Source organism: Winogradskyella maritima, assembly GCF_042650215.1.
In the GTDB taxonomy this organism is placed as follows: Bacteria; Bacteroidota; Bacteroidia; order Flavobacteriales; family Flavobacteriaceae; genus Winogradskyella; species Winogradskyella maritima.
On sequence record NZ_JBHSAT010000004.1, the window covers coordinates 524,559 to 539,049 of the forward strand.

16 protein-coding genes are annotated in these 14,491 nt (G+C 38.2%); 9 read left to right on the forward strand and 7 right to left on the reverse strand.

The annotated features are described in order from the left end of the window. Positions 1–115 precede the first annotated feature (115 nt). From ACFOSX_RS03340 to ACFOSX_RS03380, 9 genes are all read left to right on the forward strand, one after another. Complete coding sequence (locus ACFOSX_RS03340; RefSeq protein WP_386097003.1) at positions 116–1,225, forward strand: NAD(P)/FAD-dependent oxidoreductase; 1,110 nt, start codon at positions 116–118, stop codon at positions 1,223–1,225. A 2-nt stretch (positions 1,226–1,227) separates the two neighbouring features. Further along, positions 1,228–1,932 carry a methyltransferase domain-containing protein gene (locus ACFOSX_RS03345; RefSeq protein WP_386097005.1) on the forward strand — a complete coding sequence of 235 codons (705 nt, stop codon included), beginning with the start codon at positions 1,228–1,230 and terminating at the stop codon, positions 1,930–1,932. Between the two features lie 111 nt (positions 1,933–2,043). Beyond that, entirely contained in the window at positions 2,044–3,096 is a 1,053-nt protein-coding gene (locus ACFOSX_RS03350) for a type III polyketide synthase (RefSeq protein WP_386097007.1), read from the forward strand. A 68-nt stretch (positions 3,097–3,164) separates the two neighbouring features. Continuing rightward, positions 3,165–3,962: an SDR family oxidoreductase gene (locus tag ACFOSX_RS03355; protein ID WP_386097009.1), complete on the forward strand. Its 798-nt coding sequence runs from the start codon at positions 3,165–3,167 to the stop codon at positions 3,960–3,962. A gap of 56 nt (positions 3,963–4,018) precedes the next feature. Further along, positions 4,019–4,456 carry a 3-hydroxyacyl-ACP dehydratase FabZ family protein gene (locus ACFOSX_RS03360; RefSeq protein WP_386097011.1) on the forward strand — a complete coding sequence of 146 codons (438 nt, stop codon included), beginning with the start codon at positions 4,019–4,021 and terminating at the stop codon, positions 4,454–4,456. 8 nt (positions 4,457–4,464) lie between these two features. Beyond that, positions 4,465–5,742: a beta-ketoacyl-[acyl-carrier-protein] synthase family protein gene (locus ACFOSX_RS03365; RefSeq protein WP_386097013.1), complete on the forward strand. Its 1,278-nt coding sequence runs from the start codon at positions 4,465–4,467 to the stop codon at positions 5,740–5,742. Between the two features lie 21 nt (positions 5,743–5,763). Further along, complete coding sequence (locus ACFOSX_RS03370) at positions 5,764–6,015, forward strand: acyl carrier protein (RefSeq protein ID WP_386097015.1); 252 nt, start codon at positions 5,764–5,766, stop codon at positions 6,013–6,015. After that, entirely contained in the window at positions 6,015–6,611 is a 597-nt protein-coding gene (locus ACFOSX_RS03375; RefSeq protein WP_386097017.1) for a 4'-phosphopantetheinyl transferase family protein, read from the forward strand. The genes ACFOSX_RS03370 and ACFOSX_RS03375 overlap by 1 nt, the downstream gene beginning before the upstream one ends. A gap of 56 nt (positions 6,612–6,667) precedes the next feature. Next, a complete protein-coding gene (locus ACFOSX_RS03380; RefSeq protein WP_386097019.1) occupies positions 6,668–8,920 on the forward strand; it encodes an efflux RND transporter permease subunit in 2,253 nt (750 codons plus the stop codon). A gap of 2 nt (positions 8,921–8,922) precedes the next feature. Here the strand turns inward: ACFOSX_RS03380 and ACFOSX_RS03385 are convergent, their stop codons facing one another. From ACFOSX_RS03385 to ACFOSX_RS03415, 7 genes are all read right to left on the reverse strand, one after another. After that, positions 8,923–9,828 carry an ABC transporter ATP-binding protein gene (locus tag ACFOSX_RS03385; RefSeq protein WP_386097021.1) on the reverse strand — a complete coding sequence of 302 codons (906 nt, stop codon included), beginning with the start codon at positions 9,826–9,828 and terminating at the stop codon, positions 8,923–8,925. A 96-nt stretch (positions 9,829–9,924) separates the two neighbouring features. Continuing rightward, the gene (locus tag ACFOSX_RS03390) at positions 9,925–11,391 is read right to left on the reverse strand and encodes a T9SS type A sorting domain-containing protein (protein ID WP_386097023.1); all 1,467 of its coding nucleotides are present in this window, start codon (positions 11,389–11,391) and stop codon (positions 9,925–9,927) included. Between the two features lie 11 nt (positions 11,392–11,402). Then, a complete protein-coding gene (locus ACFOSX_RS03395) occupies positions 11,403–12,401 on the reverse strand; it encodes a hypothetical protein (RefSeq protein ID WP_386097025.1) in 999 nt (332 codons plus the stop codon). A gap of 160 nt (positions 12,402–12,561) precedes the next feature. Next, positions 12,562–13,059, reverse strand: coding sequence for a hypothetical protein (locus tag ACFOSX_RS03400; protein WP_386097027.1), 498 nt, complete (start codon positions 13,057–13,059; stop codon positions 12,562–12,564). A gap of 61 nt (positions 13,060–13,120) precedes the next feature. Further along, positions 13,121–13,666 carry a hypothetical protein gene (locus tag ACFOSX_RS03405; RefSeq protein ID WP_386097029.1) on the reverse strand — a complete coding sequence of 182 codons (546 nt, stop codon included), beginning with the start codon at positions 13,664–13,666 and terminating at the stop codon, positions 13,121–13,123. A 92-nt stretch (positions 13,667–13,758) separates the two neighbouring features. Further along, on the reverse strand, positions 13,759–14,073 hold the full coding sequence (locus tag ACFOSX_RS03410; protein WP_386097031.1) for a hypothetical protein: 315 nt from the start codon (positions 14,071–14,073) through the stop codon (positions 13,759–13,761). Between the two features lie 28 nt (positions 14,074–14,101). After that, the gene (locus ACFOSX_RS03415; RefSeq protein ID WP_386097033.1) at positions 14,102–14,485 is read right to left on the reverse strand and encodes a hypothetical protein; all 384 of its coding nucleotides are present in this window, start codon (positions 14,483–14,485) and stop codon (positions 14,102–14,104) included. Positions 14,486–14,491: the final 6 nt, after the last annotated feature.

The following is a 14,491-nucleotide window of genomic DNA, read 5'->3' on the forward strand; positions in this document are numbered from 1 at the left end:
GTTATTATTTCCTCACAACTCTACGTAACTTCATCATTTAAATGAGACGAAGAGCATCAAGGCGCAAAAGCAAATAGTAATTATCGGTGGCGGTTTAGCTGGTTTAACAAGCGCTTTGCACTTGGCTAATACTGGCGTTTCGGATATTTTGCTTATGGAAAAAATCAGCTACCCTAATCATAAGGTCTGTGGCGAATATGTTTCTAACGAAGTTTTGCCCTATTTAAAATCATTCGGATTTAATCCGTTTGATTTCGGCGCAAAAGATATTTCTAAGTTTGAATTAACCACGCACAACAACAAGACCATAACCGCACAATTACCTTTAGGGGGCTTTGGGATGAGTCGTTACGAGCTCGATTTTCAACTCTATAAACTCGTGATAAAAGCTGGAGTGGAAGTGCTTCAAGATGTAGTTGAAAATGTTGAATATGAAGATGATTATTTCAAAATTAAAACGCAGAAGAATGGAGTTGTAACATCTCATTTGGTTATCGGTGCTTATGGAAAACGCTCTAGCTTGGATGTAAAGTTTCAGCGAAAATTCATTCAAAAAAAATCGCCATATCTAGCTGTTAAGACACATGTCGCAGGAGATTTCCCCGAAGATAAAGTAGCGCTTCATAATTTTGAAGGCGGTTATTGCGGGGTTTCAAAAGTGGAAAACAACCATATTAATTTGTGCTACATCACGTCGTTTGAAGCCTTCAAAAAATTCAAGACTATTGAAGATTTTCAAGAGCAAGTACTGTTTAAAAACAAGGAATTGAACGCCCTGTTTTCAGAATCAAAACCTCAGTTTGAAAACCCATTGACTATTAGTCAGATTTCGTTCGAAACCAAACCAACCATTGAAAACCATATGTTGATGTGTGGCGACACCGCAGGGATGATTCACCCGCTTTGTGGCAATGGTATGGGTATGGCAATTAGAAGCGCACAATTAGCCTCTAGCGTAATTATTGATTATCTTCAAGGAAAAATTAAAACCCGAAAGCAACTAGAAAATACCTACAGCAAAGCATGGAAGCAACAATTTTCATTTCGGCTAAACGTGGGGCATGGTATAGCCTACCTATTTCGCCAAAATTGGTTGGCCCCTAAGCTATTGTTGGTGTTGCGCTGGTTTCCATTTCTGTTGCCAAAAATTATAAGAATGACGCATGGGTCCATAATGAGACCTGTGAGGTTTTCAGAACCAATTATGTCTGACATTAAAGAATAGATATGCTCATAGACACCTCATACCGAAGTAACGAAACCGAAATTATGGATGACTTTTCCATGAAAGGTGATGTGTTGCGCGACACGTTGGATAAGCTAGGGCAAATCAATAAATGGCTAGGAGGTAATCGCATTACCTTAGATGGCTTAAAGCAACTTTTAAAAGGCCAGCCTAAAGACAACACGTATACGATTGTAGATTTGGGATGCGGTCATGGAGATATCCTTAGATTGATTGCAGATTACGGGCGAAAGAAGGACTATAAGTTTCAATTAATAGGAATTGACGCCAACCAAGACGCTATTGACTATGCATCTGAACTGTCAACAGAGTATCCTGAAATCACTTTTAAAAACAAGGATATTTTCTCAGAGTCTTTTAAAGAATTGAGATATGATATCGCTCTAGCGACCTTGTTTCTACATCATTTTGAGACAGCGGATTTAAAAAAACTATCGAAACAATTAGCCAACAGTGCGGTATTGGGCGTAGTCGTTAATGACTTGCACAGAAGTAAGATAGCTTATGTTTTATTTAAGTTGTTGGGGCTAACTATTTCAAACGAAATGATTAAACAAGATGGATTAACCTCAATTTTGCGAGCATTTAAACGTGAAGATTTAGAGCAATTATCCAAACAGATAGATTCAGAATCACAAATCCGCTGGAAATGGGCATTCCGATATCAGTGGTTGATTTGGAGTTAAATTTTAATACCTCTAGTGTCCCCTCGAGCGGACTTTAGGGGTGTTTTTGATAATACAAATATTAATTAATAAGACTGTTGCTCCCGAAGCTTCGGGGCGCAGGAAATACATATGGCAGTACGCATCACATCAGTAGCCAAACAGCTACCAAAACATACAAGAGAAACAAAGGACATATTGCCGTTTGTTGAGTTTTGGCTTCAAGGTCAAGAAGAACGCTTTAAGCGTAAAGTGCTGAAGATTTTTGAGAATGCCGCAGTGGACAGGCGCTATTCCATTATGGATGCGGAAGAGGTTTTTCTAAAGACGTCGTTTGAAGAAAAAAATGACATCTATATCAGGGAAAGCATTAAGCTGGCAGAAAAAAGTTTGATTAAAGCTTTAGACAAAGCCAATCTGAAACCAACGGATATAGATTACATAATTACGGTAAGTTGCACAGGAATCATGATTCCTTCGCTAGACGCATATTTAATCAATAGCTTAAAGATGAAGCAAGATGTCGTCAGACTTCCAGTGACTGAAATGGGATGCGCAGCAGGAGTTTCAGGAATTATTTATGCGAAAAATTTTTTAAAGGCAAACCTAAATAAGCGGGCGGCGGTTATTGCTGTTGAATCGCCCACAGCCACATTTCAGCTAGACGATTATTCCATGGTGAATATTGTGAGTGCAGCCATTTTTGGGGACGGATGCGCCAGTGTTATTTTGTCCTCGCATGAAGATGAGTCTGGACCGGAAATCAAAGACGAAGCCATGTATCATTTTTATGACGCGAATCACATGATGGGGTTTAAACTGAGAAACACTGGCCTGCAAATGGTGCTAGACCAATCGGTACCACAGACTATTGCGGATCATTTTCCAAAAATCATTCATCCATTTTTGGAAAAAAATGATTTGACTATAGAAGACATAGACCATTTGGTATTTCATCCAGGAGGCAAAAAAATTGTACAGACGGTGGAAGATTTGTTCGGGGATTTAGGGAAAAATATAGACGACACCAAAGAAGTTTTACGCTTGTACGGTAACATGAGTAGCGCAACAGTCTTATACGTTTTAGAACGTTTTATAGATAAAGATTTGCCAAAAGGAGACAAAGGGATTATGCTGAGTTTTGGACCAGGCTTTTCCGCACAACGCATATTGTTGGAATGGTAACAACATTAGTCTTGTCATGCTGTCCCGAAATGTCGGGATCGTTTCAGCATCTTATAATTAGAACGTAAATGATAAAAGAATTTCAAAATAAAAATCAATGGGCGCTCATCCTTGGCGGAAGCTCTGGTTTAGGCTTGGCAACAGCAAAAAAGCTAGCCAGGCACGGGATGAATATTTGCATTATTCACCGCAATCCTAGACTGCAAGAAGAAGCCATTCAATCCGAATTTGAGATTATAAAACAAGAAGGCATACGGTTTAAATCCTTTAACGTTGACGCTTTTAAATCTGAAAAACGAGAAGCCATCATCAATGAGTTAAAATCTGAATTTGGAGACCAACATAAAATAAAAACATTAGTTCACAGCGTTGCCAAAGGCAATTTGAAACCTATGACCTCAGAAAGCAAGCCTGAATTAAAATATGATGATTTCGTTTTAACTATAAGCGCTATGGGCATCAGTTTATACGATTGGACAAAAGCAATTTTTGACGCCAACTTTTTTGCATCCGACACAAGAATCATAAGCTTTACAAGTGAAGGCAATTCAAAAGCATGGCAAAACTATGCGGCGGTTTCAGCAGCAAAAGTTACGCTTGAGGCAATTACAAGAAATATCGCACTAGAATTTGCGCCTTTTGGAATAAAGGCAAATTGTATACAAGCAGGTGTTACGGATACCTCATCATTACGTCTGATTCCGGGTAGCGACAAAATTATTGAACACACCTTAAAACGAAACCCAAACCATCGGTTAACACAGCCTGAGGACATTGCCAATGCCGTTTATTTGTTGTGTAAAAATGAAGCGGCTTGGATTACCGGAGCTTTAATCCCTGTGGATGGCGGAGAGCATTTATCGTAAAACAACCAATGTCTGTAATTCCTGCGAAAGCAGGAATCCATTTTTGAAGAAGACTTATGAATACAAACGAAATCATAGCATTATTACCCTACGAAAAACCATTTCTATTCGTAGACGGCATTGACACCATTTCAGAAGACAGTATCACGGGATATTACACCTTTAATAAAGACGAATCATTCTATAAAGGCCATTTTAAAAATAATCCTGTTACGCCTGGCGTCATCCTCACCGAGTGTATGGCACAAATCGGGTTGGTTTGTTTGGGTATTTATCTCTTGAAGGATGATCTCAAAGAAGACATTAATCCTCAAATCGCATTGACCTCCCATCAAATGGATTTCTACTTGCCTGTACTACCTGAAGAAAAAGTAATGGTGGTTTCCGAAAAGGAGGTTTTTCGATTCAATAAGTTAAAATGCAAAGTCAAAATGCGGAATGAAGAAGGCAAGTTGGTGGCACGAGGATTCATTTCAGGAATGTTTAAAGTCTAAAGTAAAGTATGTCAGAACAAAGAGTCGTCATTACGGGATTAGGCGTTGTTGCACCAAACGGTGTTGGCAATTCGGAATTTACTGAAGCCCTCAAACAAGGCAAATCAGGCATACGTTTTTATCAAGAATTGAAGGATTTAAACTTCTCCTGTCAAATAGGAGGAATTCCCGAAGTCACGGACGACCTCAAATCAAACTATTTTACTGATTTACAATTGCGAGGCTTCAATAGCTCTGGGATTCTATATGGATGTATGGCGGGAATTGATGCCTGGAAAGACGCAGGATTTGATATGAATCCCCACAGCGAATTAGATTACGAAACAGGTCTCATTTTTGGCACGGGAACATCAGGTGTTGAAAAATTCAGGGAAGCAATTTACAAGCTAGATGATGGCCGGGTAAAGCGTTTGGGAAGCACAGTAGTTGTTCAGACCATGACCAGTGGTGTGAGCGCTTTTCTATCTGGCATGTTGGGACTGGGAAATCAAGTGACCACGAACTCATCGGCATGCTCAACAGGTACGGAAGCCCTGATTATGGGTTTTGACCGCATTCAATCTGGTAAAGCCAAGCGTATGTTAGTGGGGAGTTGTAGTGACCATGGCCCATATATTTGGGGCGGATTTGATGCCATGCGAGTAATGACCTATAAACATAATAATTCACCTCAGGAGGCTTCACGCCCTATGAGTGAAAGTGCTTCGGGTTTTGTGCCAGGAAGTGGTTCGGGAGCGCTAGTTATTGAAACTTTGGAAAGCGCATCAGAGCGTGGTGCAAAAATCTATGCTGAGGTGTTGGGTGGTGAAGTCAATTCTGGTGGGCAACGCCAAGGCGGTACTTTGACAGCGCCAAATGCAGAGGCCGTGATACGGTGTATTTCTAAAGCCTTAGAAAATTCGGGCATTAGCGCTTCTAAAATTGATGTAATTAACGGTCACCTTACAGCCACCTCAAAAGACGCCTTAGAAATTGAAAACTGGACCAAAGCTTTGGGTAGAAAAGGCGATGATTTCCCGTACATCAATTCTACAAAATCAATGACAGGCCATTGTCTGGCGGCGGCAGGTGCTATAGAGTGTGTTGCTTCGGTTATTCAATTACACAAGCAATTTGTAGCCCCGAGTATCAATTGTGACGACATTCACCCAGATATTGAAGCCCAAATAGATAAACGTAAAATTCCAATCATAGCAAAAGCGCTTAATTTCAATACAATGGCTAAGGCGAGTTTCGGATTTGGAGATGTCAACGCCTGTGTCATTTTAAAAACATTTAAACCTTAACTTTACCCTTAAAAATCGCTCATGACGAACGAAGACCTTATTGCCAAACTTAAAACCATAGTAGCGCCTTATATCCAAGATGAAGAGGCGTTTGCAAACCTCAACGAAGACACAGATTTTGTCAACGACCTTAAAATCAATTCGGCGAATCTGGTAGATATCATTCTCGATATTGAAGACGAGTTCGATATTAGATTGGAGAACGAAGACATGGAAAAAATGCTCGATGTAAAATCAGCCATGGCCATCGTAAATTCTAAAATTGAAGCCTAATGATTGGTAACGATATTGTGGACCTAAAACTCGCACAATCGCAATCCAATTGGAAACGGCCTCGATATCTCGATAAAATTTTCACACGAAAAGAACAAGGTTATATTACTAATTCCACCGAAAAAGAACAAATGGTTTGGCGCCTGTGGAGCATGAAGGAGTCAGCGTATAAATTATACACACAGTGTTATCCAAGTCGCTTTTATAATCCGAAACGTTTTGAATGTTATATTGAAAAGCAGTCAGGAACAGTAAAATTCAAAGATTTTGAATGCTATGTAAATTCGAAAATTACAGAAGATTATGTCTTGTCTGAAGCGTCGTTTGAAAAGAAATCAATGACATCGAAAGTTCTTCAGTTTGAAAACGAATCTGTAAAAACCAAAAGCAGAATTTTGAAAGCTAAGGTTTTAAAATCGGTAACTCAGGCACATTCAATTCCAAAAAAACAATTCGAAATTTTGAAGGACAACTTTGGAATTCCATCTATAGATCTAGGAACCCATAAATTGAATTTGAGCCTTTCGCACCATGGGCGTTTTGGTGCTTATGTGATTGGAAATAGTGTCATTCCTAGGCAGATAGAAACCTTATGAGTCTCGCAAGGTTTTAAAACCTGGCGGGTATAGAATTTAGTATCCAGAAAAAAAGCATGAAAACACTTAAACCCATAGTAGCATTTATTATAAGATTCAGGTTAGCTATTATTACTATCCTAGCCATTGCTATGGGATTTTCTGGTTATCAAACGCTGAATAAACTGAGCGTAGATAATTCCCTCAGCATATGGTTTTTAGAAGACGACCCAAGTTACAAGGCGTATATCGATTTTCAGGAACGCTTTGGGTCCGACGAAATTTTTGTGGTTATGCTTCCATCGGAAAACGCCCTTTCAGAAAAAGCTGTAAATAAACTCAAAAAGCTTCACAAGGACATGGATGCCTTGCATTATGTAGAGACCACGTTTAGTTTGGCGAAGGCGAAATACCCTATTTACGCGAATAATTCCATTCGATTTGATGACCTCTACAATCCTAAACGAAGCGAAAAAGGGATGAAAAATCTCTTTTCAAAATTACCGAACATTACCGCACAATTGGTTACCCACGATAATAAAAACCTACTTTTTTATATTCAGATGAAACCAACGCCAATCATAGAGCAAGAGCGCCAGGCCATTGCGGCAGAAGTAAAGTCGATTATCGATAAATCCTATTCAAACTACTACCTCACGGGTCCGCCCGTTCTCAATGAGGCGTATAGTAAAGGCATTTATAAAGAGAGTTTAACCTTTGGGATTTTAACGGTTCTAGTGATTACATTGTTGTTGCTGTTTCTTTTACCGAGTAGAAAATATCTTCTCATTGCTTTGCTATCGGTAGCCGTGCCAGTGAGCTTACTTTTTGGGTTAATTACGTCGCTTGGTTTTGCCTTGAATATGATTTCGATGCTTATCCCCACGATACTGTTGGTGTATAGTGTTAGTGACGCAGTGCATGTCATAAATATTTACCATAGAGAAGGGCTTTCACAAAGTAATGAACTCTCTAAAATTGATTTGATTACACTAGCTATTCGCAAAAGTCTAACACCTTGCTTTTATACTACATTGACCACATTTGTTGGTTATTTTGCGTTGTACATTTCTCCATTGCCTGCCTTTAAAAACATGGGCATTTTCACCTGTATCGGCTTAATATTTAGCTTTTTCCTGGTCTACGTGATTACAATCATTGGCTTTAGCTTTATCAGTTTGAATTTTGAAAAATCCAAACCTATCCTTCAACTTAAGACCATTTCACAAACCAAATTCGTTAATTGGTTAAACGCATTCACATCACGCTATAAAACCTCGTTGATTGTTGGGTTCACGGCTTTGCTTTTATTTGGTATTTATTCTGTTTTTCAAGTTAAGATTGACACTAATTCTAGAGACCTTCTTGCCGAAGGAAAAGCCAAGGACGATTTGAGGGCGGTAGAAACCCAGCTTGGTGGTAGTAATAGACTTCAAGTTAATATTACAGCTAAAAATGGCACGGTCTTGAGTAAAGAGGCGATAAAGCAGATTGAAGCTTTTCAAACTCAATTGGAGGAAAATCCGTTGATTTCAAACCCTGTTTCTATCATCTCCATTAAATCGTTTTTGGAACAGCGCACTCCGGTGTTGTTTCAATCTAACGTCTCGGAGGCGGAAATTAAAAGCACCTTGGCCGAAGTGGACGCCAGTGACAATAGCTTCTTTAAATTATTATCTGAAGACACGTCCTCAGCGGGCGTCACCATGACCCTGATGGAAATGCGTACTTCGGAATTGGAGCAGGTTCTCGAAGATATCGAAACTGCGTTTCAATCTACATTCAACGCGGAAAAGTATAGCTTAAAAATCAACGGTTTTGCAGTCGTTTTTGCGCAGTTGAATAATTTTATTTTGGAAACCCAATTCAAGTCGTTCTTTGCGGCCTTTTTTGTGGCCTTTTTGTGTCTTTGGATTTTCATTAAAAATCTGAGAACAACCTTACTTGTGCTTATTCCTAATATTTTGCCTTTAGCAATTCTGGCAATTTTTATGAGTCTATTGGATATTCCCTTAGATGTAACCACAGCCATGATTACACCGATCATGCTGGGGATTGCTATGGACGATACAATTCACTTGGTTCATAAATATAGGCGCAGTAAATATATTTCGGGAACGCCTGAAGAGCGAATGAACAATGCCATGCATTACACCGGTGGCGCTTTAATCTCTACAACCATTGCCTTAGTCGGCGGTTTTTTAATTATCGCATCGAGTGCCGTACCATCGGTTAGAGATTTCGGATTACTGTGTGCCGTAACTGTAGCGATTGCCTTGATTACGGACATCTTTTATTTGCCGGCTTTGTTGAAGCGGTTTGATAAATAATGTTAGTAAGAGAAATAGTGTAGAGAATTGATTTCAAGACAATCTGAGTGTTCCACAATGCGCATTTCATTATTAACATCCAATTCAACCAACCAACCCCGACCATTAAAATAACAGCCCTTTACCACACCCTGCATGTTTGAAGACTCCACAATCTTTAACTGATGGGCATAGTAAATCTCGCCGTCAATGACATTAAATTCCTCAAAAAAGGCAGCAATTTTTGGATGTTTAGGAGACTGATACAGCTGTTGCGGCGTGTCTTGTCTTAGAACGGTTTGATTATGCAACACCAAAACCTCATCAGCAAAACCAAGCACATCATTGCGGTCATGTGTGGCGACGATACAGGCAATGTTTTTGGATTTCAGAAAGTTGAAAATGCTTCGCCGGAGTGACTGTTTTTTAAAATTATCGATATGACTGAAGGGTTCATCGAGGAGTAGGATTTCGGGTTGTTTGGCTAGGGCACGTGCCAGAGCCACACGTTGTTTTTGACCACCGCTTAGGTTTTTAACTTTGGTCTGTGCAAATTCTTCGAGCTCTACAACTTTTATAAGTTCATGGGCGCGCTCTAAGCGTTCTTCAGGATAAAAACGAGACAGGTGTTTGGCGATGTTGTCTTCAACTGAAATAAAGGGCATCAAATCGAATTCTTGAGTGACGTACTTCATAAAGTCATAGCCCACAACGAGGTTATGACTTGGCCCGAGGATTTCGGTGTCTCTCCAAAATACTTGCCCTTTGTTGGCGTCCAATTCGCCATAAATTAACTTCAGAAGTGTACTTTTTCCCGAGCCACTTTCGCCAATGATGGACATATGCCGCCTCGCTTTCAAATTGAAATTAATAGACTTTAGGATTTCGGTTTTCCCGTAACTAAAATGAAGGTTGTCGACACGAAGCATAATTCAAAAATAACAAGACCTCTCTGGTTATAAAAACAAGAGAGGTCTAAAGTCTAAAATAATAATCGCGTAACCCTCAAAATTAATAGCTAGACTTTATTCTTTAATGATTTTTTTTAAGACTTTACCATTAGATGTATTTATTTCTAATACGTATGTGCCAGGGGAGAGTTTATTTAAATTTAGGTTTGATTTTTTACTATGCAATACTTTTTGGCCCAAACTATTAAAGATGTTAATACCTTCTAATTCTAGACCAATGGGTAAGGAAATCGTTTGAACGTCTTTGGTGGGATTAGGATAGATTCTTACTGTTTCTAACAAGAAACTATTTATGTCTAATGTGGGTTGGGGAAGATCAAAAACACGAGCGTGGCCTTGAAATGAACCAGAACCAGAATTTTGAATGGCACCAATAATTATCCGCTCACCATCAGATGACATTTCAAGGTATTGCCCGAAAAAGTCTTCTGGAGCTTCACCATCGATATAAGTACCGACTTGTGTCCAACTGTTATTTTGAAAATCATATATAGTTACACGACCAGACGCATCTCCTAAGCTGTCATTGAATGGTGCACCAATAGCTATTCGGTTACCGCTGTCAGATAAACTAAGGGCTTCCCCAAATAAATCTGATGCAAGTTCTCCATCTATATCTTGACCTAATTGAACCCAATTATTAGACTGCAATTTAAAAACCCTAACGTGCCCTGCGTTTGAACCATTACCATCATTGCGATTTGCGCCTATAGCAACAATATTACCATTAGCTGAAAGGCTCAATGAGAAACCTGACTGATCTTGTTCTCCTTCTCCATTAATACTGCCACCTAATTGTATCCAATCATTGTCATGAAACTCAAAAACCCTAACTTGACCAGAATTGGACCCGTTAGTATCATTGTTGATAGCACTAGCTGCGACACGGGAACCATCGGACGAAATAGAGACCGACCAACCGAAAAAATCAAGCGTAGCTTGCCCATCAATATCTGCTCCTAGCTGCACCCAATTATTGGATTGTAATTCGTAAATTCTAATTTGACCCGAGCGATCCCCATTTCCGTCGTTTTGCCTTGCTCCTATAGCTACGCGATTACCATCCCCCGAAATACTCACGGCTTCGCCAGAATCATCCCCTGAAGATTCGCCATCGATATCTTGTCCTATCTGCACCCAAGTGTTGGTCTGTAGCTCATAAACCCTCACGTGTCCAGCGCTTGTACCAGAACTACTGTTTTGAGGGGCGCCAATAGCAATTCTGTTTCCATTATGAGATAGACTCAAAGCTGTTCCAGACAAATCATTACTCGCTTCGCCGTCTATATCTTGCCCCATTTGCACCCAATTGCCGGATTGAAGTTCATAAACTCTAACGTGCCCCGCATTGAAACCTGTACCATCGTTTCTTGAGGCACCCACGGCAATTCGATTGCCATCTCCTGAAATGGAACATACTCCTGATCTATCTCCGTCGAACTCTCCATCAATATCGCTTCCAATTTGAGTTTGGTTAAAACCTATTAAAGGAATTAATATAAAAAGTAAACATATTTTCATAGTGAGGGGATTTATAAATCTTGTGATATTGAGACTACGTCACCATTAGCATCAAGTATAATTTTTATAGCCTCATACTGCACTATTTCATTACCAAGCATGCTATACTCATACCCTCTAATTTGAGCATAAAGGATTCTTTTAGTGTCCTCATAAGGATGCTTGTGGTGAGTGACGAAGCGATATTCAAATCCGTTGTCAAATCCGCTAGGTTGTTTTTCTTTTAGATAGTTGTTTATTTCTGTATCAATGGTTTGCCAGTTCAGCAAATAGGCGTTGTCGTACTCTTCGGTATATATAGGAATAGATTCTAGTTTTACCTCTTCTATATGCAGAATATCTTTTGTTGAAATTCTGTTGCTTAAACCGTAAACAGGTATAAGGTCCTCTTTTTCTGAGTCTTTTGGCATAATCACGGCATAATCGTTGAGTTGTAAACGGTGATAGCCATTGTTCAACCAGGTAAAAACGACGGTGTTAGACCTTGTAAAATCGAGCTTATGGTCTCCATCAAAAGAGACGGTATCATGAAACCCATCATTATCCCTGTAGCCAACTACTGGGTGTCCGTTGTTATCAATCATTAGGTAGGTATATCCCTTTGGGGAATTACCTAGCATTACCATAATTGGCCAGCCTTCTTTAGCCTTAAAACTCTCTTGCTCAACGCTAAAGGTCATTTCAAAACGGAAGGCGTTGGTTAAATTTTGCCCCGTGAGGTCTACTGGTAAGTTGGCGAGCCACAGATTGGTACCGCAATCTGTGGCACCTGTTAAGGTAAATGATTTTTTATTAAAGCCTCCACATCCTTTGAGCATGGGGAAGTGACGATGGTGGTAAAATTTTGTCGCATCTAAGGTTTCATTATGCATATATGTAATAGGGATGCGAAGCGCTTCTGTCTCTGTGTCTTCTATAGTGTTTAAAAGCGTAATGAAAAAATCATGTTCTTGGCTGTTGGCGCATAAGAATGTACAGAAGATTAGAATGTAAGTGTATATGGTTTTCATAACAATTATTTTAGAAACAATTTTTTAGATTAGTTGTTGCGTGGTTAGTCGCGCTTAAAAAAGGTGGTATCAACGATATTAATTCCATTCTTCTTTGTATAACTTGACGCTAGAAATAGTCATATGCTCCATTTTTAATTAAACCTTTTGATGGGTATATTTATTTAGGAACATACTTAATAAATTTTCTTAGCATATCTTGTTTGTCCGAATTTATATGGTCATACACGCTAGTTGTTACATCAAAACTTTCAAAATTTTCTATAGTGATAGTTCTTATTTTGCCCTTACAATATGCAGTAGATTCAGAATAAAGCCCATATCCTTTAGCCTTTCCCATAACATCGTCTGCTGTATTTCCAAGAAAAACAACGCCTCTACTATTTGCATTTGAATTTTTTAGCAGTTTGAAGTTCTCCCTATCATACTCATATAGCCAGTTAAGAAATTGTGTTTCTAAAGAAAATTTTATGATGTTTTTATTACCATCCAATGAAATTGGCACAGGTTGACTTACCAGATTTATGACACCGTTTTCACAGGTCAATGCACCGTTTGTAGTGAATGATACGACTGCATAACCGGTATTTTCCTGGGTAAACAGTGAAGTTGAAACAGTAAAAATGAGTAAGGTTACTAAAATCTTTGTTGTTTTCATTTTATTTAGATTAATTGTTTTTAAACCTATACCAAGCCCAAACCTGAGCCAAGATTGTTTTTTAAAATTTTTCTCCACTTGCTTCTCGTTCTTTCTTTCTTTTTTCTGTTGCTAGATAGGCAAGGTGTTTGAAGGCTTTATTTAATCTATCCTTCAAGTCTGCATCATCAAAACCAGTAATTTTGAAGCTTTTTAACTTTTCATCGTGTGTAAAGTCCATATTTCCTGAAACGTTATTTTTCCCATTAATCGTGACCAATTGGCTTTTTCTGAAATGTAAATACATCCATTTTGAACTAACTAAATCTGTAAGGTTATAATTTAATTGAGTTCTATAAATCTTATGCGTCCTGTCATATCCGTATTTAAAAGATTCTTTACTATACTGATTAATTGTAATTTTAAGCAGGTCATTATTTATGCTGACATTAAAATTGTTAATCTTGTAAGTATTGTTCATCGCATTTAATTCCAATAAAGAAGCTTTCGCTATATATTTATCAATAAATGCAACTGTTTCCTCCCAAGTAGCATGGTTCTGTTTTTCCTGGGGAAAAACTGTTAAACTTGTTAGTATCACATATATAACTACGAAGGCTTTTTTCATTAAAATCAGATTTTAAGGATGTTTATGTTATTATTTAAAGAAAATAAAAATGCTTTAACAAGCGTTGATGAATTTAAATTTGCATTATTTGTTTAGTCAATAAACTTTTTAGATAATACTATACACTTATTATATAATTTTTTTCCTCCATAGCAATCCCCGTTTTTAAAATGCTGTAAATATTGTCTTTTATGGGGTATTACTATTTTAGTTTTTATAGTTTCTATTGGTTCTCCATTACATTTATCTGTGATTAGTTTGTACTCAATAATTACTTTTTTATTGTGTTTATTAACAGCAAACCAAGCGATTCTCCCATCATAATCTTGTTTTTCTATTCCTGCACTGGCTTGTCCTAAACATGTAAAAACTGTCATTAGAAATAAAAGTGTTAGTGTGTTTTTCATCTTGTTTTATTTAGGTAACAGATATTTTTTAATCGCATAAATATTTAAAGTCATCAATTTTAGTATTGGACTTATATAATTTCATGGTTTCTCTTCTTGATTTTACGGCATCCGCCTCGCTAAATGTCCAACTGTTGTATACCTTTCCTTCAACTTTGTAGATGATACCATTGTATTCTGCCTTTATGTAGTCATTGAATTGATTGCTAATACCATATTCAGACCTGGGGTCTTCCATATCGCATTTAGATTTTGGGATAAACAAAACTGGTGTAATGTACACGTGTTTATAGTCTTTATCAAGACTGGCATAAGCGTAGTAATAATAACCGTCTGCTGTTTCTTTGTTTGTATTTTTGGTAGTGTAAGATAAGCTAATGGCTACCGTTAAAAGGATTAATAGGTGTTTCATAATATG